Consider the following 24,017-nt stretch of genomic DNA (forward strand, 5'->3'; position numbering starts at 1 on the left):
ATTGGAGGGCTCTGTCCCGTGTTGTGACGCACAGCGGGTAAATCCTCCCGCTACAGTTTCTTCAACGGTGCCATCCGGAGCAGCAGCCGCTTGGTGGTGCTGCCGAAATCGATTCGAGCCACGGAGGTTTTCCCGCTTCCTTCCATTCCGATCACCACCCCTTCGCCCAGGGTGCCGTGTTGGACGCGATCCCCGACCTTCAGCTGCAAGACGGGCTTGTCTTCACTCTCACCTAGGCGCCCACCCAGCCTCCTGGTGGGAGCCGACGACGGGGCAGTTTGGCGGACAAAAGTCCGTTTCAGCGACCCGGGCGCACCAGCGCCAAACACCCGACCGCCATCGGAGCCACCGGGCCTGGACGCCAGTCGTTCCCGCGTGGTTTGGTGCCGGCGCTCAATGTTCTCTTCGGGCAGGTTGTCCAGGAATCGCGAGGGCGGCATTTCCTCGGGCAGTCCCCAGGCCGAGCGGGTGGCCGCCCGGGTCAGGTAGAGACGCTGCCGAGCACGCGTGATCGCCACGTAGGCCAGGCGCCGTTCCTCTGCCAACTCGGCCGGGTCCTCCAGCGAGCGCCGGTGCGGGAAGGTGCCGTCTTCCATCCCGGTGACGAACACGTAGGGAAACTCAAGCCCCTTGGCCGTGTGGACGGTCATCAGCGTGACCTCTCCCCCACGTTTTCCTTCGGAGGGAACCTGATCCGCGTCGGCCACCAGCGCCACCCGCTCCAAAAATGCGTCCAAGCTGCCCAGCTGTTCCCCCTCTTCCGGGGGTGCCTCCCGCCGGGTGGTGTCGAAGTCCTCCGCCACCGAGAGCAGTTCGGCCAGGTTGTCGACCCGGGAAGCATCCTGAGGGTCCTCGGAGGCACGCAGGGACTCCAGGTAACCGCTGCGGGTCAGGACTTCGTCAAGAATGTGAGCCGCTGGTTCGTCCGCCCGAGCCAACGCCCGCAGGTCCTGCATCATGGCCCAGAACTCGGCCACTGACTTCGCGGCCCGCGGGGCCAGTCCCTCAATCGGTCGGTCCGCCCCTTCCCGCGCATCCGCCAGCGCCTCCCCGAGCGAGATTCCGTATCGGTCGGCATGCGCCATCAGGGCGGCCTCGGCCCGGGCACCCACCCCTCGCCGGGGGGTGTTGATGATGCGGCGCAAAGCCACCGTGTCGTCGGGGTTGGTGATGGCCTGCAGGTAGGCCAGAGCATCCTTGATTTCCTGGCGCTCATAGAACCTGGTCCCACCCACGATCCGGTACGGGATCCCCATTCGCAGCAGCAGTTCCTCCAGGGCCCGCGACTGGGAGTTGGTCCGGTAGAACACGGCGATGTCACCCATGTCTACCCCTTTGGCCCCCAGGTCGTCGATCTCTCGCACCACCAGGCGCGCCTCGTCATGCTCACTGTCGGCGGCATCCACCACAATCGGGTCCCCGGCCCCCTGGGCGGTCCACAGGTTCTTGGGCCTCCGGCCCCCGTTATGTTTGATCACCGCGTTGGCAGCGCTGAGAATGTTCTGGGTGGAGCGGTAGTTTTGCTCCAGCAAAATCGTGTGAGCGTTCGGGAAGTCCAGTTCAAACTCTTCAATATTGCGGATCGAGGCCCCGCGGAAGGCGTAGATCGACTGGTCCGAATCGCCGACCACGGTCAGTTCGGCCGGAGGCAAAGCCGACCGATCCACCCCGACCAGCGTTCGCACCAACACGTACTGCGCGTGGTTGGTGTCCTGGTACTCATCCACCAGGATGTGCCGGAATCGGCGCTGGTAATACTCGGTTACGTCCGGGTGGGCCTGCAGGGTCTGCACGGTTCGCATGATGATGTCGTCGAAATCGACGGCGTTGGCCTGGGTGAGGCGCTTTTGATACTCGGCGTAGGCGTCGGCCACCACCTCTGACACCGGATCCGAAGGAACCTGCTCAAAGTATTGGGACGGGGTGATCAGCTCATTTTTCAGGTCGGAAATGCGGGCTGAAATCAGGCGGGGGGTGAACCGCTTCGTGTCGACGTCGTGGGCGCGCAGGATCATTCCCAGCAGGCGCTGGGAGTCCTGCTGATCGTAGATACTGAAGGTGCTTTTGAGGCCGGCGGCCCGGTACTGTTCACGCAGGATTCGAACGCAGGCCGAGTGGAAAGTTGACACCCACATCCGCCGCGCCTGGGGGCCAACCAGGGCCCCAACCCGCTCACGCATTTCAGCGGCCGCCTTGTTGGTGAAGGTGATCGCCAGGATCTGACCGGCAGTGGCCCGCCCGGTGGCCAGCAGATAGGCGATTCGATGGGTCAGCACCCGGGTTTTGCCCGAGCCGGCCCCCGCCATGATCAGCAGCGGACCCCCCTGATAGGCCACCGCCTCCGCCTGCTGCTGGTTCAGTCCCTCGAGCAGTGTTTCTGGGTTTTGCTCCCGATCAGAGAAGGCGTCGGTCCCCTCCCAGCTGACGGTCAGGGCGGAAGCCGCCTGCTGCGCAGCGCGCGACCGGGGCCCACTGGGAGCGGCAGAATGCGAGTTGGCGAAAGCGTCAAAGAGATCCATAGCCCTCCTACTCTAGGCCACGCCTCCGACAAGTGAATAACCGGTCAGCGGGGGCGAAGAGAGCGCCCCAACTCCACCGTCTGCACGAAGCGTAGGTCCGGCAAATAGGCGTGTCCGATCGCCAATCCGGCGCCGGGCAGAGCCCCCAGAGTCGGCACCGTCAGGTAGATTGGCTCGTACCTCGGTTTGAATTTCGCTTTGAACTGAAGCAGGGACCGGAACCCGTACACCGGCTCCAAGGCCTCCCCCAGCAGGTTCAGCACCCAGTCCAGCGGGGCGGAAGAATCCGCATCCTCGCTGCCGGCAGCGCGGGCCAGCGGCGCACCCGAAAGGGAGAGTTGGCGGTACCCCTCCTCCTGGGCCCAGAGGGCGGCCGAGGCGATCAGGAACTCCATCACCGGCTTGAACCCGCCGTCGCGGCGGCGCATGAAATCCAGCGTCCACCCGGTCACCTCGCCCCGCTGATAGATCGGCATCCACGAAGTCACCCCGTGGACCCGGCCCTCACCGTCCACCGCCAGCAGAATCCGAACCTCCGGATCGTCCAGCTCATCCAGGCCCCCCAGCGTGAACCCCATTTCCGGCAGGGGTTTCTCTTCGACCCACTGCTTGGAGATGGCGCTGATCTGCGCTTTGAGCCGGGAATCACAGCTCTCCCACCGGACCCACTGGGCCGTGATTCCCTCCTTCTGGGCCCGGTTCAGCGCGGTGCGGACATCCTGGAACTTCTTGCCGGTAAAAGCCAGAGTGGGCAGGTCCAACACGGTCTCCTCCGCCACTTGGAGCACCGGCCACCCCCACTGGCGCGCGACCTCGGCACTGTCCTGATGAATCGAGTAGAAGGCGGGGACCAGGCCCTGCTCCAGGCTGAACGCGACGAACTCCTCCATCGTGGCCCGGGCCCGCTCGGGAGCGCAGACGGGGTCGGTGACCGTCAGGGCCACTCCGCCCCCAGCTCGGTAGGCGACCGCCCCCTCGCCCGTTTGGGAACTCCAGTAGTGGTTGCCGCGCCAAGTGGCAATCCACCCCATTGACCCCGCCCCAAAGCGTCTGGTCATCTCAATGAACTGGGACCGGCCAATCGCCTGGGGCAGCTGCTGCTGGCGGAAAGCCGCCAGCATCAACACTCCGAGCACCACCCACGGCACCAGCGCCAGGTAGGTGCCCACCGGCCAAATCGGGTCGGTTCCGGCCGCACCCAAATCCACAATTAGGGACGGTGAGGGCAGCAGCGCCAGGAGGAACGAGCCGGAGGTGCGCAGCACGGCCGCGCCCGGATCGTGAGCCCCCGCCCAGAACAGGGCAACCAGCACCGCGACCGCCCAGCTCACCAGCGTGGCCACGCCGACCTTGATCAGCAGGTTCCGAGCCGTCCCCGGAGCGGTCCGAACCGTGAACAGGGACCGAGTGGACCAGACAATCAGACCGATGATCAGCGGAATGGCCACGGTGGCCGCCAAGCGTGAGAGCGCCACCACCGAGGAGTTCATCCCGTACACGTCCCAGTGGTCCCGGTGGCCCCACAGGATGATCAGGTTCGCCAGCCCCAGGGCGACGCTGGTGCCCTGCAGGGTCAACGTCCCCACCAGAGCGGCGTGCCGACCCCGGTGCAGGCCCCACGCCAGCGCCAACTGAAGCAACTGCGGGACCAGAATGTGCAGGCCGCGGGGGCTGAGCAGGCCCTGATAGTACCCGCAGTTATCCACCACCTCTCCGGTGCAGGTACCGAGCGCCGGGTCAATCATCTCCATCCCCGCCAGGTACTGCAGGTGAGCCAACACCCCCACCATGTGGGTGGTGGAGATCGACATGACCGAGCCGACCACAACCCCGCTGACAATCAGCGCCACCAGGAAGCGGCCGTCCTGGGGGCCGCCGCCAACCAGTTCGGTCCGGGACGTGCGCGGGTGCTCCCTGCCCGCCAGCAGTGCCCCGGCCAGCAGCCCGCAGGCGGTGGCATAAACGGTGAACAGTGCGCCCAAATATCCGGCAAAGAGCACCAGGATCACCAGCACCGTCACGACAAATGTTTGCAGCCGCCGGCGCCAGAGGGGAGCCAACCGCACCGAGGCCGCAGCCGCCACCGCCAGCAGCAGAGCCGACACCCCGACGATGGCTTCCCGACTCATCAGGTCGCCCCACCTCGGATCAACCACCTCGACCAACTTGACCGTGGCCAGGGCCAGCAGCGCCCCCACCCAGTAGGACAACGCCCCCACCAGCAGAAAGATCCGTGAACCGAGCACGCGCTCAAGCGCGATCCCCAGGGTCACCAGCAGCAGCACGTCAAAGACCAGCTGAGCCAGCGAACGCACGGCTGCCCAAGCGGTGAAAATGGTCCACCAGGCCTCCCCCAGGCCGGCTCGCAAGGCGCCCTCAACCTCCTGGGAGGGCAGCACCAGGGACAGGACGAACACGCCGACCAGCACCACCGCGATGGCCAGGCTGATCGGTCCCGAGGTCAGCCACCGGCCGGTTGCTCGCCCCCAATGGGCCCAGCGACGCGAAAAGATCCTGTTGTCTGGCACGGCGATCATCCTCTCGGTCAGTTCTGACAAGACTCTACCCGAGGCGGCGATAGGGTGTTCTCATGAACCCGCCACCACGCCGCCTGCGCCTCTCCTCCGGGCGCTCCCTGAGCTGGGTGGAGTGCGGTTGCCCCACCGGACCGGTCCTCCTGTATTTTCACGGGGCGCCCGGCTCGGCCTTGGAAGCACTGGTTTTGGACGAGGCGGCCCGCGCCCAAGGAGTTCGAGTGGTGGCCCCGGACCGACCCGGAATCGCCGGCTCAGACCCGGAACCGGGTCGAACCGTGGGCGACTGGGTCCCGGTGGTGGAGGAACTGGCCCGCGCCCTGGACCTGACTGAGGTAACCGTCCTAGCCTGGTCCGGCGGCTCCCCCTATGCGCTCGCGTGCGCGCGGGCGCGACCGGACCTGGTGCGCGCAGTGGGGCTGGTGGCTCCCCTAACCGAGCGGGAAAACTGGCTGACACGGCTCGAGCGGGTGAGCGCCCGGCCGTGGCTGGCGACGGTGCGAGTCCTGACCCGGGTTAGCCCCGCCCTGATTGCCGGGGCGTTCCGACTCGGAGGGGGTGGCCCCCGAAGTGCGCTGCTGGCGGCCTCGCTCACCCGAGCACTGCAACCCGGCTCGACGGGAGCGGCCACCGACCTGGCCGTCCTGGGGCGGGCCCCCCAACCGGGGCCCATTCCCCAACCGGTGACCATCTGGGCGGGTGGGCGCGACGCCTACATTTCCGCCCGCCAGGTGGTGAGCCTGGCCCGCCGGCTGGGCCAAGCTCAAGTGCGCTTCATTGCCCGGGCCACCCACGCGCAGTTGCTGGTGGACCACGCAGATGAGATCGTCGCGGCCATTCGGGGCCCCAACTGGGGATTGAACGTAAACTAGCTGAAGAAGCCGTCACTAGTTCGAGGGGAGCCGCCCATGCCAGCAGTCGACCTCCCGTCGGCGCGTTCCCCCCTCGTGAAAATTACCCTGCGTGGCATTCGCTCACAGTTTGGCCGATTCCTGATGACGCTGCTGGCCGTCTCGTTGGGAACCGCTTTCCTCAGCGGTGTGCTTGGGCTGCGCTCCGCCCTCGACGGGGTGGCCGAGTCAACCCTGGGCGGGGTGGCTGTGTACGACGGGTACCTGCTGGGGCCAGAGGAGACGACTCCCGGTGGGACCAGCATTTACGGCAGCGTTGACGCCAGCGAGGTCGACCGCATTCGCGAGATTACCGGGGTGGAGGACCCGCTGGCCCTGTGGACGGGAACCGGACTGCTGTACGACGCCGCGGGCAACCTGCTCACCACCGGGGGCGCTCCCGTCCTGATCACCCCCACCATGGCGGGCAGTTTGGGGCCAACCTGGGTGGAGGGCGTCGCCCCGCAGCGGGCCGGGCAAATCGCCGTCGAGGAGTCCGCTGCCAACCAGCATCAGCTGCAGGTGGGCGACCGGCTCGAGCTGGCCGTCGGCGGTCAGATCCTGCCCCAAGAGGTCACCGGCATCTACAGTTACGACCATCCGATGCTCGGGATGGTCAGCCTTTACGTCGATCCCGACACCGCCGACCAGCTGTTAGGGGAGGGCGGGCAGGCCCCCATGGTGGTGTTCAACCTGGCCCCGGGGGCGGATCCAACCCAGGTGCTGGACCGGGTGGCCCAGCCGGATCTGACGGTGCTGGACAACGCGCAGTACCGCGCCTACCTGCAGGAACAGGCCGACACGGCCCTGAGCTTCCTGACCACTTTCCTGCTGATCTTCATCGGGATCGCCCTGTTCGTCAGCACCTTCATCATCTCTAACACCTTCCAGATGTCCGTCCGGGCTCGGCAGGGTGAGTTCGCCCTGCTGCGCGCCATTGGCACCTCTCGGCCGCAGGTGTTCCTGGTGGTGGCCGCCCAGGCGGTGGTGGTCGGGCTGCTCGGAGGCGGACTGGGGGTGCTGCTGGGCCGGGGACTGACCTGGGCGGCAGAGCGAGCCCTGGCCGGGATTGGCATGAGTCTGCCCGGCGGGATACCCCTCACCGCCTCCATGGTCGGTTGGAGCCTGCTGGTGGGACTGGTGGTGACGGTGATTTCCGCACTCTTGCCCGCCCTGGAGGCATCCCGTACCTCCCCGCTGGAGGCGCTCCGCTCCTCGGCCGGTGCCAACCAGCGTGCCCTCTGGCCGCGAACCGTGCTCGGGGCGATGGCTTTGGCCGGGGGCCTCGCCCTCGTCCACCTGGGGGTGACCCGACAGGTGGCCGGGCCGGGCGTCAGCTTCGGGGTGGGGGCTGCCCTCCTGATCCTCGGCATCCTCGCGGTCTCACCCGCGCTGTCCCGTCCGGCCGCCCAGCTGCTAGCCAGCCCCATCCGGCTCGTCTCCCCCACCCAGGGCCGCCTCGCCGTGAAGAACCTGTGGCGTAACCCGCGCCGAACCTCCACCACGGCGGGGGCCCTGATCATTGGCGTCACCCTGGTGAGTGCCGGGGCCGTGCTGGCCACGACCGTGAAGGACTCCATTGCCGGCCTGGCTGACGATCAGGTCCTCTCCAACCTGGTGGTGCAAAGCGCCGACCCGTTCTCACCAATCCCACCGCAGGCGCAGGAACTGATCGAGCAGGTGAAGGGGGTCGAGTCGGTCCACGGTGACGTCAGCACCGGGCAGGTCAGTTTCGAAAACGCCGAGGGGGAGTACGCCATCCAGAGCGCCACCTTCTACGGCCCGGGCTACCTGGGACGGGACGTGCAGATTCCCCTGTCGGAAGGCAGCGCGGACGGCCTGTCCGACGGGGAGTTCCTGGCGCTGAGCTCCTGGGCTCGCGAGCAGGGGTTCGAGGTCGGCGACGAGGTCACCTTCCGGGATGGAGATCAGACTCAGGAGCACCGCCTGGGGGGCCTGATGGACTTCAACGTGGTCGGGTCCACCCTGGTGTTCGATGCGAAGTACTCGCAGTTGGCCGCGGGCGGGCAGTTCCCCGTCACCAAGCCGGCCGCCCTCTTCGTCTGGACGGAGCCGGGGGCCGACGTGCAGCAGGTCAAGGCTGCGATCCAGCAGCAGGTGCGGCCTCTGCGTACCCTGTCGGTCGGCACGGCGGCAGACTTCTCAAACCAGGCGGCGCAGGCCGTCGACCAGGTGATGGCGGTGCTCTACGCACTGCTGGGACTGTCGGTTGTGGTTGCCGCCGTCGGTATTGTCAACACGATGAGCCTGTCGGTAGCGGAACGGACCCGAGAGTTCGGGCTGCTGCGAGCGGTCGGGATGGGCCGCGGCGGGGTGGCGGCCCTGGTCATCATCGAATCGACCCTCACCTCGGTGTACGCGGCGGTCCTGGGGGCAGCGACCGGAGTGGGACTCGGGGCGGCATTGCAGCAATACCTGCAGGACTCTGGCCTGTCGCGGCTGACCGTCCCCTGGGGGCAACTGGGACTGTTCGTGCTGGCGGCTGCAGTGTTGGGCGTGCTGGCGGCCATCGTGCCGGCCTGGCGGGCAGCGCGCATCCCCGTGCTGGTGGCGATCGCGGAGGATTAGGCGGGCTGGGGTGGCGCGGCCGGGACTGATGGGTCCAGCGCCTGGCGGACGCCCGAACCTACCCCGAACTTGCCCCGAACCTGCTCCGAACACTGGCAAACATGCCCAAACACTGGCAAAACCCAGGTCAACCGGCCCAAATCAGCCCAAAACCCCAACGTTTGCCACCAGTTGGATACGTTTGCCAACACTAGGGCCCGGCAAACCGGCCCGAACCAGCCAAACGCTGGCAAAACCCAGGTCTACCAGCCAAACACTGGCAAACATGCCCAAACACTGGCAAAACCCGGGTCTACCAGCCCGAATCAGCCCAAAACCCCAACGTTTGCCACCAATTGGATACGTTTGCCAACGCCAGAACCTGGCAAACATGCCCAAACGCTGGCAAAACCCAGGCCCACCGGCCCGAATCAGCCCAAAACCCCAACGTTTGCCACCAGTTGGATACGTTTGCCAACACCAGGGACCGGCAAACATGCCCAAACCAGCCAAACCCTGGCAAACCCCAGGTCTACCAGGCGCTCAGGCGCCGAAGCGGGCCAGCTCCTCCTCGATGATTGCCTCGTCCAGCTTGACGAACGCCGGCTTCGGCTTGGCCACCGGGGTTCCCACCACCACGGCCCGCCGCTCCCAGGTTCGAGCCGACCGGTAGTCACCGGTAATGATCGGGTAGCGCCGAGCGGACCCGTCGTCGTTGGTCACATCCAGGTCTTCCACCCAGTCGATTCTCGGCATCGGGGCCACGTCCCCGCGACCGCCCATCACCTCGTCCACCGCATTGGCCGAATGCGGCAGGAACGGTGCCATCATTGTGTTCAGGTCGCTGACCGCCTGGGCCAAAACCCACAGCACGGTCCGCAGGCGGGGCTGCTGCTCTTCCGACTTCAGTTTGAAAGGTTCGGTCTCGGTCACGTACCGGTTGGCTTCGCCCACCAGGCGCATGATGGCCGCCAGCGCCGCCTTCTGGTGGTGGGTCCGGATCAGGTCCCCCACCTCGCCAAAACCTGCGGCCAGCTGATCCAGCAGGTGCTCGTCGCGGGGGTCGAGGGCGTCGGGTTCGGGAATCTCCCCGAACCGCTTGTGGATCATCGAGGCGGTCCGGTTGACCAGGTTGCCCCAGCCGGCGACCAGCTCGTTGTTGGTCCGGCGGACAAACTCTTCCCAGGTGAAGTCGGCGTCCGCAGTTTCGGGGCCGGCCGCGCTGATGTAGTAGCGCAGGGCGTCGGGCTGGTAGCGTGCCAGCAGGTCGCGGACGTAAATTACGATCCCGCGCGAGGAAGCGAACTTCCGCCCCTCCATCGTCAGGAACTCGGATGAGACCACTTCGGTGGGCAGGTTCAGTTCGCCGTATTCCCCCGGCTTGCCGCCGCGGGTGCCCTTGCCGTTGTAGGCCAGCAGTTCGGCCGGCCAAATCTGGGAGTGGAACACGATGTTGTCCTTACCCATGAAGTAGTAGGACAGGGCTTCGGGGTCATTCCACCACTTGCGCCAGGCGTCGGGATCGCCGGTGCGGCGCGCCCACTCGATCGAGGCGGACAGGTAGCCGATCACCGCGTCGAACCAGACGTAGAGGCGTTTGCCCGGCTGATCCTCCCACCCGGGCACGGGGATCCCCCAGTCGATGTCGCGCGTCATCGCACGGGGGCGGATCTCTTCCAGGAAGTTCTGGGAGAAGCGGATGACGTTGGGACGCCAATCCCCCTCTTTGGTTTCGAGCCATTCGGTCAGCACTTCGGCCAGGGCCGGCAGGTCCAGGAAGTAGTGGGTGGTCTCCACGAACTCGGGCACTTCGTTGTCGATCCGAGAATGCGGGTTCAGCAGGTCGGTCGGGTCCAGCTGGTTCCCACAGTTGTCGCACTGGTCGCCGCGGGCACCCTCGTAGCCGCAGATGGGACAGGTCCCCTCAATGTAGCGGTCGGGCAGGGTCCGCCCCGTGCTGGGGGAGATCGCCGACAGGGTGGTCTGCTCAATCAGGTACCCGTTGTCCCGCACCACCTTGAACATTTCCTGCGCCACCCGGTAGTGGTTGCCGGTGGTGGTCCTGGTGAACAGGTCGTACGACAGGCCCAGCTTGGCCAGGTCCTCCACGATCAGCTCGTTGTTCCGGTCCGCCAGCTCCCGAGCCGTGACCCCCTCCTGATCGGCCGCGACCAGGATCGGGGTGCCGTGCTCGTCAGTCCCGGACACCATCAGCACGTCGTGGCCCGCCATGCGCATGTAGCGGGAGAAAACATCTGAGGGAACGCCGAACCCGGCGATGTGTCCAATGTGTCGCGGACCGTTGGCGTAGGGCCAGGCAACTGCGGAAAGAATTGTGCTCATAGCTTTAGCCTAGTTGCTTGACCGGTCCACGCTAAACTGGGGTGCGAGAACTGGTCTCCGAGAGAGGATTTGTCATGGGGAACGCCCTGCTGATCGTGGACGTGCAGCCGACATTTTGTGAGGGCGGCGAGCTGCCGATCGATGGGGGCAACGCCTGCGCCCAGCGAATTGCCCAGTACGCCGACGAACACACTGACGACTACGACCTGATTGTCACCACGCAGGATTGGCACATTGAGCCCGGCGGCCACTTCTCAACGGAACCCGACTTTGTTGACACCTGGCCTCCGCACGGGGTGGCCGGCAGCCCCAACGCCGAGGTCCACTCGGCCCTCGCCGACCTGCACGTGGACTACGCGGTGAAGAAGGGCCAGTATCGGGCCGCCTACTCGGGTTTCGAGGGGGAGACGCCCGACGGGACCACCTTGACTGAGGTCCTGCGCTCGGAGGGGATCGACCAGGCCGACGTGGTCGGGTTGGCTCTGTCGCACTGCGTCAAAGAGACCGCACTGGATGCCCGTCGCCTGGGTTTGCGGGTCCGCGTGCTCGAAGACCTGTCCGAGCCGGTTTCCCGCGAGTTGGGCGAGGCGGCCGTCGCCCAGTTGCGCGAGGCGGGGGTTTGCGTCACTCGGTCGGGGAAGTAGCCAGGGCCGCTCGGTACAGGTCGTTTTTCCGGGCACCGGTTTGGCGGGCCACCTCGGCCGCCGCGTCTTTCAGTCGCATTCCTTTCGCCACCAGCTGGTGCACCCGCTCCACCGGGAGCGGTTCGGTCCCGTCGAGCACAGCCCCGCCCACCACCAGGGTGATCTCTCCGCGCAGGTCCTCCCCGACTTGGGCGGACAGTTCCGCCAGCGTCCCGCGCAGGACTTCCTCGTAGGTTTTCGTCAGCTCCCGGCAGATGGCCGCGGGCCGGTTTTCCCCCAGTATTTCGGCCATCAGGGCCAGGGTGCGGGCGGTCCGTCGGGGCGATTCGAACCAGATCTGCGTCCGCGGATCGGCCTGCAGCTGTTCCAGGCGGCGGCGCCCCTCGCCCTCTTTCCTCGGCACGAATCCCTCGAAGGTGAATCGGTCGGAGGGAAGCCCGGAAACGGACAGGGCCGCCAGCGCCGCTGACGGTCCGGGAATTGGGCGCAGCCGCACCCCGCGGGCGATGGCCAGTTGCCCCAGCCGATAGCCCGGATCCGAGACGGTGGGGGTGCCCGCGTCGGACACGATCAGGACCGTCTCTCCGGCGGCGGCCCGCTCGATCAGCTCCGGGCCTCGCTCGGCCTCGTTGTGGTCGTGCAGCGCCACCACCCGGCCGCGGTAGGTTACCCCCAGTCGCTGACAGAGGGCCTTCAGTCGGCGGGTGTCTTCGGCTCCAATCCAGTCGGCCTGCTCCAGCGCCGCTCGCAGTCGCGGCGAGGCGTCTTCGGTGTTGCCGATGGGGGTGGCCGCCAACCAGATCGTTCCTTCGTTCATGGTTCCAGGCTAGACGACCGGCTGGTCCGGGTCACTTCCCGGTTGCGGAACTTCGGCCGAGCGGTACGCTGGAAATGTAGTCAGCAGCATTTCCAACCGCAATTAGGAGGCTCAAATGACTATCAAAGATAAGTTCGAAGCTGAGGCCGAGGAACTCAAAGGAAAGGCCACCGAGGCGATTGGGCGCGTCACTAAGGATGACGAGAAAATCGGTAAGGGTGAGGCCGAACAGTTGGTGGCCAAGGGCAAGAAGGTCGCCGAACAAGTAAAAGACGTCTTCAAAAAGTAGGTCATCATGGGTTTCATTGCTTTTCTTGTGCTCGGGCTAATCGCCGGGGCCATCGCGAAACTAATTCTGCCCGGCGAGCAGGGCGGCGGTTGGATCGCCACCCTGATCCTGGGTGTCATCGGCGCACTGGTGGGCGGCTGGCTTGGAAGCCTGCTGTTCAACGCGCCGCTGGAGAACTTCTTCTCTATTCAAACCTGGCTGGTAGCAATCGGCGGCTCCATCGTGGTGCTGCTGATCTACGGGCTGATCGTTGGTCGAAAGGAACGATAGCTGATGGCTAAGAGCTTGCGGGGTGCAACCACTACCAACTTGCAGAACACCGAGGCTGGTTACGTCGCCCCGGCTCGCCTGCGAGACAACCTGCAGGCCGTCGTGGTCGATTTCATTGCGCTGGGTAACCTGGGCAAGCAGGCTCACTGGAACCTGGTCGGTCCCAACTTCCGGGATCTGCACCTGAACATTGACGAGGTGGTCGAGATTGCCCGGGAGGGTGCCGACACCTTTGCCGAGCGGATGAGGGCGCTGCACGCCACCCCTGACGGCCGACTCGAAACCGTGGTGGAGCAGACCTCTTTGCCCACCTTCCCCGCGGGGGAAATCACCACCACCGAAGCGGTGGAGCTGATGGTCAAGGCCATCGAAGCGACCACCGGTCGGATGCGGGAAGTACACGACGCGGTGGACGCGGATGACGCTTCCACCGCCGACCTGCTGCACGAGTTCCTGATCAAACTGGAGCAGCAGACCTGGTTTATCGGCTCGGAGCTACGCTCCGCCGACAAGTAGTCCCCGGTGCCCAGCCCTCCCGAGGGCTGGGCACTTCGGCCCCTATACTGGGAGCCGTGACCTCCCTTCGCTCCTCGGCCGGCCTAGCGTGGCTGTTCACCGCCCTGGCCACCGTCCTGGCCGCGGCCACCCGCCTGACGAACCTGGGGCGCGTCCCCGACCTGATTTTCGACGAGGTCTATTACGTTAAGGACGCCTGGTCGCTGGCCCAACTGGGCTACGAGGGCACCTGGGGCGACACCTTCCCCGCCGGGCTGGACCCGTCCGCCTCGTTCGTCGTCCACCCCCCGGTGGGCAAGTGGCTGATTTCCCTCGGGATGCAGTGGCTTGGACCGGAAAACCCGGTCGGGTGGCGCCTGGTCCCGGCCCTGATGGGCGTCCTCGGGGTCTTTTTTCTGTGTCGCTGGGCGTGGCTCCTGTTTCGCTCCCCGGCCGTTGTCGGCCTGGCGGGACTGTTCCTGGCGACCGACGGAATGCACCTGGTGCTGTCCCGCACGGCCCTGCTCGACGGAATTCTGACCACCTTTGTCCTGGGTGCCCTCTGGGCCTTGACCCACGACCAGTTGGGTCCCGCTACCGGTTGGCGCCGCCCCTGGCTGGTGGTGACCGGACTGTTCCTGGGGTTGGCGGTCGGCACCAAGTGGTCCGGCCTGTACGTGGCCGCCGCCCTCGGCCTGTTCGTGGTCGCGCGGGAGCTGGTGCTCGGCCGGCGCACGCGAGCTGTCTGGCCCGACGGGGTGGCTGCCTTCGGCTCCATGATTGGGACGGCGGCGCTGGTTTACCTGGTTAGCTGGACCTCCTGGTTTACCCACCCGGCCGCCTGGGGGCACGCCGGGGGCAATGCGCTGGGCGACTGGTGGCGCTATCAGCGCCAGGTGTTCAACTTCCACGCGGGCCTCGCCACCCCGCACCCCTACCAGTCCCACCCGGCCGGGTGGCTGCTTCAGCTGCGCCCCACCTCGTTTTGGTACCAGGCCGGCGATCAGACCATTTTGGCGCTCGGCAACCCGCTGCTGTGGTGGTTCGGGGTGGCGGCTCTGCTGACCTTCGCGGTGGCTGCGCTCTGGCGGCGCACCTGGCCCTACGCCCTGGTGCTGGTCGGCTGGGCCAGCGCCTACCTGCCCTGGTTCCTCTACCCAGACCGGACCGTGTTCACTTTCTACACGGTGGTGCTCTCACCGTTCGTGGCGCTGATGAGTGCCTGGGCGCTGGCCGAGTTGGGGCGGCGGGTCAGCCGGGTGCTGGCCGGCGTCCTGGTGGTGGCCATTTTGGCGAGCGCCTGGTTTTTCTGGCCGATCTGGACCGGGGCCACGCTGGGACCCGGCGGCTTCATGGCCCGAATGTGGCTCCGCAGCTGGATTTAGAGATCCAGCCAGCGGCCTTCCATTGGGGCCAGCTCCAGCTCTTCGTCCACCCCGGGCCCGGTCAGGTGCGTCCCGGCCGGCTGATCCGTGTTGTTGTAGACGAAGCACCGGTTCACGTCCGGGTAGTAGGCCACTTCCACCTGCGGGTTGGTGGAGGCCAGCACCGAGGCCCACTCCGCTTCCGCCCCGGCGGCCCACAGCAGGGACCGGTGGAGCAGACGCGAGTTTTGCGGGGAGTACGGCAGTCCGGCCAGGTACACGGCCCGGCCCGAGCCGAAGGCGTGCACCGCGATCCGGACCGACCCTTCGCTCTGGGCCAGGACGGTGGCTCCCAGCGTAACCACCTCGCCGGGGTCTTCCCCGAAGTCGAAGCGTTCCTGCAGGTCGGTGGTGACGAAGTGCCCCTCGGTCGCAACCGGGTGGCGGGTGTGGGACAGGGTCCAGCCAATCTCCCGGTCCACCCCGAAGACGTCGGCCAGAGCCAGGAACGGCCCCTGGGCCGGGGAGGCAGCAGTCGGCTCGCCCACGCCCACCAGGCCGCCGCCGCGCCACACGAACTCGCGGACCGCGGTCTGTAGCCGCGGGTCGGCCCACGCCTGCCCGCCGGAGAAAGCGGTGTCCCGGGTGCCGGCGTTGATCAGGACAGAGACGTCGGCGGGAATCCCGGTTTCCAGCACCTCGTCAAAGGAGAGGAACCGAACGTCGAACGGCAGGCCCGCCAGCGACTCGATCACCCCGAGGTAGGAGTAAATCTGCTTGTACCAGAGGGCGTGGGCCACCATGTGAGTCTGCCAGGTGCGGAGCTTCCCCCAGGCGTTCAGCACTGCCACCACCGGGCGGGCGTTGGCCGGGCGCAGCCCACCAGACTCGGTGTGCAGGGAGCGGAACTCGCGAACAATCGCCTCCATCCGGTCGATGAAGTCCGGGTGTTTGAGCGCCAGGGACAGGTATCCGCCGTAGCCAATTCGGTCGAGCGGGTGGCGGACGATGGCCCGGCGTGCGGTCAGCCAGGAGTCATTGGCCTCTTTGACCGGGTCCCCCTCCGGGTTGAAGACGTCGGGGAAGAAGTAGGGCAGGAACCGACCCTCCGTGTACTTGACCCCGGGGATGTCGGCGATCATCCGGCAGGTGGCGGCCGAACCCACCGAGCCGACCACCGCGTCCAGGCCGATGGCCGGGAAGTGCGGGCCGTAGGGTTCCATCCCCATCCAGTTGTCGCCCAGGAACATCATGGCTTCCCGGCCGGCCTCGTGAACTTCGCGCACCAGCTCGCCCGCCTTGGCGGCCACCTCGCGCGAGGTGAAGTCGATCCAGTCCCGGAACCGCTTGGTCGGCAGGCGGAACGGAGTGTTGTAGTGCCCACCGTCGACGAAGTCCTCCGGGGTCAGCTCGTACCCGTACTGCTGCGCGAACTTTTCCAGCGCCGGAATCGACACCGAGGCGGAGTAACCGAACCAGTCGACGTACTTTTCCCGGGCCCGGTCATCGAAAACCAGGGTGAAATGGTAGAAGAACGTGGTGAACCGGACGACGTCCACCTCCGGGTGGTCCTGCAGCCACCGGGCCAGGGCCGAGCGCACGTGTTCCCAGGTGCGGTGGTAGGCCACGTCGTAGGGCTGATCTTTGGTCCGCTTCGGGTCGTCCGCCCAGTCGTTGGTCAGGTAGTTGTACATCTGGGTCGAGTCCCAGACCTGCTGGGCCAGGAAGTTGACCGTGTACGAGTGGAAGGGCTCGGGGGCCGCGATCGTGACGATAGCCGAGGCGGCCTCGGCCGGGTACTCGCCCACCTTGGCCACCGGGTCCACCAGGGGCAGCGGCGCAGCGGCCACCACCGACCATTCCTCCGGGGCCAGGGTCCGGCCGGTCGTGCGGTCAATCACCTGCCAGTACTTGCCCCGATCGCAGTCGGTGTCCGGGCGGAACTGGGCGGGCAGGTAGCCGCGCATCACGTTGATCTCAAGCGGGTCGGCGGAGGAGGCGGTGACCGGATCCGACATCAGGAACTGGCAGACCCGTTCGCCGGCGCTTTGCGCCTCCCACTCTTTGTCGCCGCGGGCCGGGAAGTAGGTGGAGTACACCTTCGCAATCCCTTCGGAGACCCAGTCGGGCAGTTCGGTCCCGTCGGAGTTGCGGACCGCGTCGACGCCGAGGCGGTCCATTAGCTCACGAATCTCCCGGTCAATGCCGGTTTCGATGGGCAGGGTCAGTCGAGCTTCCATAGTCATCATTTCAGTCGGGGCGCGCAGCGCCGTGCCGATCCCATTGCACGCCCTATCTTGCCGGATCAACTTCGGAACCACAAGATGATCAAGCGATTGATTTTGATTGTTTAAGCCCTTATACTCTCACTAACAATCAAACTTCTGTCCCGTTTCGGAGGAACCATGTCGTTCACCACCGAGGAAATTTTCTCCCAACCGCAGTGCTGGCGACAGGCCGCCGCCCTGCCCACCGATCATCTCCCCCAGCCCGGCCAATCCGTGGCCGTCATTGGCTGCGGCACCTCCTGGTTCATCGCCCAGGCCTACACCGCCAAGCGGGAAGCCGCGGGGCACGGGGTTTCGGATGCGTTCACCGCCACCGAGTTCCCCTACGATCGCAGCTACGATCAGATCATCTGCCTGTCCCGTTCGGGCACCACCACCGAAATCATCGACGTGATGCGCCGCCTGCAGGCCGAAGGCCGGCCCAGCCTGCTGATCACCGCGGTGGGAGAGGGCCCGGCCGCTCCCTACGCCCGGGCCGAAGTGGTTCTCGACTTTGCCGACGAGACCTCCGTGGTTCAGACCCGGTTCGCCACCTCCGCCCTCGCCTGGCTGCGCCACTCCCTCGGGGACGACATCGAACAGGTTGCCCGCGACGGCGAAGCAGCCCTGGCCCTCCCGCTGGAGTCGTCCTGGGTGGCAGCCGACCAGGTCACCTTCCTCGGCACCGGCTGGACCGTGGGGTTGGCCACTGAAGCCGGCCTGAAATGCCGGGAAGCAGCCCAGTTCTGGACCGAGTCCTACCCGGCCATGGAATACCGCCACGGACCCATTTCCATTGCCCAGCCCGGCCGCCTCGTCTGGGTCTTCGGTGCGGTCCCCACCGGCCTGGATGAGGATGTCGCCGAAACCGGTGCCGAATTGGTAACCTCGGACCTAGATCCGCAAGCCTTCCTGATCGTGGCTCAGCGACTGGCGGTGGCCTGGGCGGAGCGCAAGGGACTTCATCCCGACACCCCGCGACACCTGACCCGCTCGATCATCCTGTCCTAGGTCAGTACAAGCCGAGAGGCCACCCCCGTGAAACGAGCGATCGGGATCGATGTCGGTGGGACCAGCATCGTCGGAGCCGTAGTTGGAACCGACGGCACCTACACCGACACGTCACGCATCCCCACCCCTCGCACGGGGGCGGCCGACGTCTGCGCCGCCGTGGGACAGCTGGCCCGGGACCTGCGCCTGCGCGACCCGGACGTGGCCGACACGGTTGGGGTCTGCCTGCCCGGAATCATCGATCAGCGGACCGGCACCGGCATCACGTCAGCCAACCTGGGCTGGGCCAACTCTCCCCTCCGAGACCTGCTGGAGGCCGCCTCGGGCCACCCGGTCCTGATCGCCCAGGACGTTCGCTCCGGCGCCATGGCCGAGGCACGCTGGGGCATCGGCCTCGATTCCTTCTACTACCTGGCCCTCGGCACCGGGCTGGGCGCGGCCACCATTTTGGACGGACGCCCCCACTCGATCAACCCGCTGGCCGGGGAAATTGGCCAGTATCTAGTGCCAGACCCGGACACCGGCGACCTGGTCCGCCTGGAAGAACTCGTCTCCGCCACCGGCCTGATTGCCCGGGCCCGTCGCTTCGGCCTGATCGGGCCGGAAGCCGGGGCGCGCGAGGTGATTGAGCTGGGCACGGCTACCTCCCGCCGGCTGGTGGAGGACTCGATGCGGATCCTCGGCCAAGCCCTGGCCCCCGCGCTGTTCATGCTCGGCCCCCTGCCGGTGGTGCTCGGGGGCGGCCCCTCCGGTGGCGGCTCCCTGCTGACCGAACCGCTGGCGGACGAACTGGCCCGCCAACTGCGCCCGCTTGGCGCCCAAGTTCCCGTTTTAACCGCCAAGCTGGGCGACAAGTCCCAGATGATTGGCGCGGCCGCCCTGGTCTTCACGGAGAAATAAATGATCTGGACCATCACCCCCAATCCCGCCATCGACGTCACCTACCGGATCCCCGAACTTCGACACGGCGAGACTCACCGGGTGAACGAGGTCCAGGTCAACCCGGGCGGGAAAGGAATCAACGTCGCCCGGGTGCTAACTCAGCTCGGCGAGGAGGCGGGGGTGAGCGGGCTGGTCGGCGGCGCCACCGGCACCCAGCTGCGCGAACTGCTGGCCGAACGCGCCCCCACCCTCATCCAGGATTGGGTCCCGGCCCACGTGCCCACCCGCACCTCCATTGCGGTCGTCGACGACCGGGATGCCACCGTGTTCAACGAGGCCGGCGCCCCCCCCCGCCCCGAAGTTTGGCAGGAACTGCGCGGGTGGATGCGTCGGCGGATCCAGCCGGGCGACGTGGTCACCATCTGCGGGTCGCTGCCCGGGGACACCCCCGGCGACACCTACGCGGACCTGGCCCGCACCGCGCGCGAACTGGGCGCCCACACGATCGTGGACACGTCCGGACCGGCCCTGCTGGCCGCCGCCCCCTATGCCGACCTGATTAAACCGAACGAGGCGGAACTGCTGGTCGCCACCGGCGCCCCCACGCTGGCCGAGGCGTTGGCCCAACTGCACATTCCGGGGGCGGTGGCCCTGTCCCGCGGCGCGGACGGGATGGAACTGCACCTGGACGGGCAGACTTGGCGCGGGTGCGCCCCCGAGGTGATCGCGGGAAACCCCACCGGAGCCGGGGATGCGGCCGTGGCCGCCTGGGCCCAGTTCCTGGCGCACGGCTCCTCCGACTGGGCCGAGGGCCTTCGATCCGCCATTGCCACCTCGGCCGCGGCGGTGGCCCGACCCACTGCCGGCGAAATAGACCCGGACCTGCGCGGCGACCTGCTCGCCCGCATCCAGATCAGCTGAAAGGAAATCATGCTTGCTGATACCGCCGCCCTGGCACGCCAAGCCCGAGAGGCCGGCCAAGGCCTCGGGGCTTTCAACGTCATCCTGCTCGAACAGGCCGAGGCTTTCGTCGCCGCGGCCGAGTCCACCGGACACCCGGTGGTACTCCAGCTGAGCGAGAACGCGGTCAAGTACCACCGCGGTTCACTGGCACCCCTGGGTCGAGCCCTGGTGGCGCTGGCGGAGGGAAGTGCGGCCCCGGTGGCCGTCCACCTGGACCACGCCGAGGACACCGCCCTGTGCTACCAGGCCATTGAGCTGGGTTTCACCTCGATTATGTACGATGGCTCGAAACTGCCCGACGACGAAAACCGCCGCACTACCGCCGAAATTGTCCGCGCTGCTCACGCCGCCGGGCTCAGCGTCGAGGCGGAGCTGGGCGAGGTCGGCGGAAAAGACGGCGTTCACGCTCCCGGGGCGCGGACCGATCCGGCTGACGCCGCCCAGTTCGTGGCGGACACCGGGGTGGATCTGCTGGCAGTGGCGGTGGGCACCTCCCACGCGATGAGCACCCGGGACGCGGTCCTCGATTTGGACCTGATTGAGCGCCTGGCAGCCGCGGTGCCGGTCCCGTTGGTGCTGCACGGTTCCTCCGGCGTCTCAGACCTCGGGATGCAGGCCGCCATTCGCGCGGGCATGGTCAAGATCAACGTTTCCACCCACCTGAACGGGGTTTTCACCCGGGCCGCCCGCGTCGAGTTGGATGCAAACCCCAAGCTCACGGACCCGCGCAAGTATCTGGGCCCCGGCTCGACCGCGATGCAGAAGGAGGCCGCCCGCCTACTGAACCTATACGCGATCTGATTACGATTTGACCACGATTCACACCCACCGACTAAATGCCTATTGCCATCGGGCGATGATCGTTTATGATCAAAATAAGCCTGTGGTACTCACGTAACATCAGGACAATCTGGAGTCTCGAGGAAGAGGAAGATCAAATGGCTCTGAACAAAAGGAACCTGCTGGCACTGACCGCCGTCATGTCCGCAGCTGCAATCGGCCTGGCCGGCTGCGGTGGCTCGACCGGCGAACAGTCCAAGGAAAGCGACCAGTCCGCTCCGCCCGCCTCCGACAGTGGCGAAGCCGTCGAAATCAACTACCTGCACCGCCTCCCCGACGGGGACGGGATGACCAAGGTGTCGGAGATCGTGGCTCGCTGGAACGAAGAGCACCCCGACATCCAGGTGACCGCCACCAAGTTTGATGGCAAGGCCGCCGAAATGATCAAGAAGCTGGAAACCGACATCGCGGCCAACAACGGCCCCTGTCTGGCCCAGCTCGGCTACGCCGAGGTCCCCGAGATGTTCGTCAAGGGCCTGACCGAGGACGTGACCGAGTACGCCGACCAGTACAAGGACAACTTCTCCGGCGCCTTCAACATGATGAAGGTGGGCGACACCGTCGTGGGTCTGCCCCAGGACACCGGACCCCTCGTCTACTACTACAACAAGGCTGCCTTCGAGGACCTGGGGATCCAGGTTCCCACCAACCTCGAAGAGTTCAAGACCGCAGCCAAGACCGCGGCTGACGCCGGCAAGTTCATCTCCGCCTTCCAGCCCGACGAAGCCCAGTACTGGTTGTCTGCCCAGGCAGCTGCCGCCGGTGGCTCCTGGTACAACGTGAAGGATGATGCCTGGGTGGTGACCGCTGACAGCGAAGCCTCCAAGACCGTGGCTGACTTCTGGCAGTCGATGCTGGACGACAAGACCACCACCGTCCTGGAGCGCTGGGGCGATGCCTTCGGCAAGGCGCTGGTTGACCAGCAGCTGATCGGCCACATTGGCGCCGCTTGGGAAGCTCCCCTGCTGATGGACGCGATGGCCGGCACCGACAACGAAGGCCAGTGGGCCGTCACCCAGATTCCGGATTACGGCGCGGGCGCCATGACCGGCCCCGACGGCGGCTCCGGTGTGGCCGTGATGAAGGGTTGCGAATACCCCGAGCAGGCCATGGAGTTCAACAACTGGTTCAACACCCAGATTGACGACCTGGTCTCCCAGGGCCTCGTGGTGGCCGCCAAGGGCACCATGACCACCCCGGACAACGTGAAGGAATTCTACGGCGGCCAGGACGTCTTCGGTGAGCTGGCTCAGGCCAACGCGAACCTGTCGGCTGACTTCGCCTACATGCCGTACTTCTCCTCGGTTGGCCCGAAGATGAGCGAGGCGGCCGCAGCCGCCGGGGCCGGCACGGGCTCCGTCGCAGATATCTTCACCGCCGCCCAAAGTGCCTCCATTCAGGCACTGAAGGACGCACAGCTCTCGGTAGCTGAGTAACAAGTGCTAGTGGCGGGTCGGGGTGGCAACACTTCGACCCGCCCTTTTTTCTGACCAACCTGAGGAGGGTTCCCTTGTCTGCCTCCACCGTCGACACTAAGCCTCGACGCGCTAGATTCCGTTCCCGCGAAGCGCGGGACGCCCGGGTGGGTTGGGCGTTTGTCGCCCCCTTCGCCCTGGCGTTCGTCCTGGTATTTCTCATTCCCATCATCGTTTCCATCCGTCAGTCCTTCTTCCGTCAGCTCCCGTCCGGGGGCGGCGCCTACGGTGGGGGCGAACTGCTCGACACCTTCGTCGGCTGGCAAAACTACGCCGAAGTAGTTGGCAACGAGCGCTTCTGGGCGGGCATGGGCCGCGTGGTCCTGTACGCCTGCTTCCAGATTCCCGTCATGATCCTGCTGGCCCTGGGGCTGGCGCTGCTGATCGACTCGTTCATCATCAAGCGGGTGGGGGTGTTCCGCCTCGGAAACTTCCTGCCCTACGCCATTCCCGGTATCGTCGCCGCCATGGTCTGGCTGTACCTCTACACCCCGGAGATTTCCCCGATCGTCAAGGGCCTTGAAGCCCTCGGCATGAACGTGGACTTCATGTCCAAAAACATGATGCTCCTGTCCATGGCCAACATGACCACCTGGACCTACACCGGCTACAACATGCTGATCTTCCTGGCGGCTCTGCAGGCCATTCCGCACGACCTGTACGAGGCGGCCCGGATCGACGGCGCCACCGGCTGGCAGATCGTCTACAAGATCAAGGTGCCGCTGGTTTCCGGGGCGGCCCTCCTGGCCGTGCTGCTCTCCATCATCGGCACGATCCAGCTGTTCAACGAACCGGCGGTGATGGAGACCGCCAACCCGTGGATGGGGAAGGACTACACCCCGATGATGATGGCGTACAACACGATGATGGGGACCATCACCCCGGCCGGTGACGGTCCCGCCTCCGCCATCTCGATCACGATGGCTGTGATCGCGGGGGCCCTGGCCGTCATCTACGCCCTGCTACAAGGAAAGGTGGCGCGCAGTGAATAACGTACCCCGGACGCTGCAGGCGTCGGCCCTAGCGAAGACCCTGACCTGGGTAGCGCTGATTGCCGCCCTGGTCTACTTCCTGGCCCCGATCCTGTGGATCATCATCTCCTCAACCAAAACCAACTCGGAACTGGTCTCAACCAACGGGTTCCTGTTCGGGCAGTTCAACCTGGCCGAAAACTACGACAAGCTGATGAGCTGGACCCAGGACCTGTTCTGGCGCTGGGTCGGCAACTCCCTGCTCTACTCAACCGTGGCGGGGGTGGTCGGGACGCTGATCTCGGTCATGGCCGGCTATGGGCTGGCGAAATTCGCCTTCCCCGGACGCGGCCTCACCCTCGGTTTCATCATGGGTGGGCTGCTGATGCCGGTGGCGCTGCTGACCATCCCGCTGTACATCGTCTTCCACAACCTGGGCCTGACGAACACCATGTGGGCGATCATCATCCCGTCCTGCGTCTCCCCATTCGGGGTGTTCCTGGGCCGGGTCTACGCCGAATCCTCAGTTCCGACCGAACTGATCGAAGCGGCCCGGATCGACGGCGCCTCCGAAGCGCGGATCTTCTTCACCATGGTGCTGCGCCTGCTGGCCCCCGCCATGGTGACGATCTTCCTGTTCATCTTCGTGGCCACCTGGAATAACTTCCTGCTGCCACTAATGATGGTCTCTTCCCCGGAGATCAAACCGGTCACCCTGGGTCTGTACGGCATGATGAGTTACTTCGCTCCGCAAAAGGGCGCGGTCATGCTGGGAGCCCTCCTCGGGGTGATCCCGCTGATCATCCTGTTCCTGGGATTGCAGCGATACTGGCAATCAGGCTTGGCGGCCGGAGCCGTCAAGGGTTGATCCGCTC

Annotated in this window: 19 protein-coding genes; 14 read left to right on the forward strand and 5 right to left on the reverse strand. The window is 66.2% G+C overall.

Annotated elements, in window-relative coordinates:
• Positions 1-50: 50 nt before the first annotated feature.
• Both pcrA and SAC06_RS08885 read right to left on the reverse strand, forming a co-directional pair.
• On the reverse strand, positions 51-2,519 hold the full coding sequence (pcrA, locus tag SAC06_RS08880) for a DNA helicase PcrA (RefSeq protein ID WP_350257942.1): 2,469 nt from the start codon (positions 2,517-2,519) through the stop codon (positions 51-53).
• Between the two features lie 44 nt (positions 2,520-2,563).
• The gene (locus SAC06_RS08885; protein WP_350257943.1) at positions 2,564-5,047 is read right to left on the reverse strand and encodes a rhomboid family intramembrane serine protease; all 2,484 of its coding nucleotides are present in this window, start codon (positions 5,045-5,047) and stop codon (positions 2,564-2,566) included.
• A 62-nt stretch (positions 5,048-5,109) separates the two neighbouring features.
• Here SAC06_RS08885 and SAC06_RS08890 point away from each other — a divergent pair, with 62 nt between their 5' ends.
• Complete coding sequence (locus SAC06_RS08890; protein ID WP_350257944.1) at positions 5,110-5,925, forward strand: alpha/beta hydrolase; 816 nt, start codon at positions 5,110-5,112, stop codon at positions 5,923-5,925.
• A gap of 36 nt (positions 5,926-5,961) precedes the next feature.
• Entirely contained in the window at positions 5,962-8,532 is a 2,571-nt protein-coding gene (locus tag SAC06_RS08895) for an ABC transporter permease (RefSeq protein ID WP_350257945.1), read from the forward strand.
• Between the two features lie 522 nt (positions 8,533-9,054).
• Here the strand turns inward: SAC06_RS08895 and metG are convergent.
• The gene (gene metG / locus SAC06_RS08900) at positions 9,055-10,854 is read right to left on the reverse strand and encodes a methionine--tRNA ligase (protein ID WP_350257946.1); all 1,800 of its coding nucleotides are present in this window, start codon (positions 10,852-10,854) and stop codon (positions 9,055-9,057) included.
• 74 nt (positions 10,855-10,928) lie between these two features.
• On the opposite strand from metG, the gene SAC06_RS08905 reads away from it, so the two are divergent.
• Positions 10,929-11,498, forward strand: a complete 570-nt coding sequence (locus SAC06_RS08905; RefSeq protein ID WP_350257947.1) for an isochorismatase family protein — start codon at positions 10,929-10,931, stop codon at positions 11,496-11,498.
• Here SAC06_RS08905 and rsmI read toward each other — a convergent pair.
• Positions 11,479-12,315, reverse strand: coding sequence for a 16S rRNA (cytidine(1402)-2'-O)-methyltransferase (rsmI, locus tag SAC06_RS08910; RefSeq protein ID WP_350257948.1), 837 nt, complete (start codon positions 12,313-12,315; stop codon positions 11,479-11,481). The two genes, SAC06_RS08905 and rsmI, sit on opposite strands and share 20 nt — an antisense overlap.
• A 115-nt stretch (positions 12,316-12,430) precedes the next feature.
• Between rsmI and SAC06_RS08915 the strand changes: the two genes are divergently transcribed.
• From SAC06_RS08915 to SAC06_RS08930, 4 genes are read left to right on the forward strand one after another with little or no spacing between them, the layout of a single operon-like run.
• The gene (locus SAC06_RS08915) at positions 12,431-12,604 is read left to right on the forward strand and encodes a CsbD family protein (RefSeq protein ID WP_350257949.1); all 174 of its coding nucleotides are present in this window, start codon (positions 12,431-12,433) and stop codon (positions 12,602-12,604) included.
• Between the two features lie 6 nt (positions 12,605-12,610).
• Positions 12,611-12,874, forward strand: coding sequence for a GlsB/YeaQ/YmgE family stress response membrane protein (locus SAC06_RS08920; RefSeq protein ID WP_350257950.1), 264 nt, complete (start codon positions 12,611-12,613; stop codon positions 12,872-12,874).
• 3 nt (positions 12,875-12,877) lie between these two features.
• On the forward strand, positions 12,878-13,390 hold the full coding sequence (locus tag SAC06_RS08925) for a DNA starvation/stationary phase protection protein (protein WP_350257951.1): 513 nt from the start codon (positions 12,878-12,880) through the stop codon (positions 13,388-13,390).
• Between the two features lie 56 nt (positions 13,391-13,446).
• On the forward strand, positions 13,447-14,754 hold the full coding sequence (locus tag SAC06_RS08930) for a dolichyl-phosphate-mannose--protein mannosyltransferase (protein ID WP_350257952.1): 1,308 nt from the start codon (positions 13,447-13,449) through the stop codon (positions 14,752-14,754).
• Here SAC06_RS08930 and gnpA read toward each other — a convergent pair.
• The gene (gene gnpA / locus SAC06_RS08935; RefSeq protein WP_350257953.1) at positions 14,751-16,973 is read right to left on the reverse strand and encodes a 1,3-beta-galactosyl-N-acetylhexosamine phosphorylase; all 2,223 of its coding nucleotides are present in this window, start codon (positions 16,971-16,973) and stop codon (positions 14,751-14,753) included. The two genes, SAC06_RS08930 and gnpA, sit on opposite strands and share 4 nt — an antisense overlap.
• A 165-nt stretch (positions 16,974-17,138) precedes the next feature.
• On the opposite strand from gnpA, the gene SAC06_RS08940 reads away from it, so the two are divergent.
• From SAC06_RS08940 to SAC06_RS08970, 7 genes are all read left to right on the forward strand, one after another.
• Positions 17,139-18,011, forward strand: a complete 873-nt coding sequence (locus tag SAC06_RS08940; RefSeq protein ID WP_350257954.1) for an SIS domain-containing protein — start codon at positions 17,139-17,141, stop codon at positions 18,009-18,011.
• Positions 18,012-18,038: 27 nt separating this feature from the next.
• Positions 18,039-18,911: an ROK family protein gene (locus SAC06_RS08945; protein ID WP_350257955.1), complete on the forward strand. Its 873-nt coding sequence runs from the start codon at positions 18,039-18,041 to the stop codon at positions 18,909-18,911.
• A complete protein-coding gene (locus SAC06_RS08950; protein WP_350257956.1) occupies positions 18,912-19,814 on the forward strand; it encodes a hexose kinase in 903 nt (300 codons plus the stop codon).
• A 9-nt stretch (positions 19,815-19,823) separates the two neighbouring features.
• Positions 19,824-20,657: a class II fructose-bisphosphate aldolase gene (locus tag SAC06_RS08955; protein WP_350257957.1), complete on the forward strand. Its 834-nt coding sequence runs from the start codon at positions 19,824-19,826 to the stop codon at positions 20,655-20,657.
• Positions 20,658-20,794: 137 nt separating this feature from the next.
• A complete protein-coding gene (locus SAC06_RS08960) occupies positions 20,795-22,132 on the forward strand; it encodes an ABC transporter substrate-binding protein (protein WP_350257958.1) in 1,338 nt (445 codons plus the stop codon).
• Positions 22,133-22,206: 74 nt separating this feature from the next.
• A complete protein-coding gene (locus SAC06_RS08965; RefSeq protein WP_350257959.1) occupies positions 22,207-23,163 on the forward strand; it encodes a sugar ABC transporter permease in 957 nt (318 codons plus the stop codon).
• Positions 23,156-24,010, forward strand: coding sequence for a carbohydrate ABC transporter permease (locus tag SAC06_RS08970; protein ID WP_350257960.1), 855 nt, complete (start codon positions 23,156-23,158; stop codon positions 24,008-24,010). The genes SAC06_RS08965 and SAC06_RS08970 overlap by 8 nt, the downstream gene beginning before the upstream one ends.
• The last annotated feature ends 7 nt before the right edge of the window (positions 24,011-24,017 follow it).

Origin of the sequence: Scrofimicrobium sp. R131 (assembly GCF_040256745.1) — a bacterium.
In the GTDB taxonomy this organism is placed as follows: Bacteria; Actinomycetota; Actinomycetes; order Actinomycetales; family Actinomycetaceae; genus Scrofimicrobium; species Scrofimicrobium appendicitidis.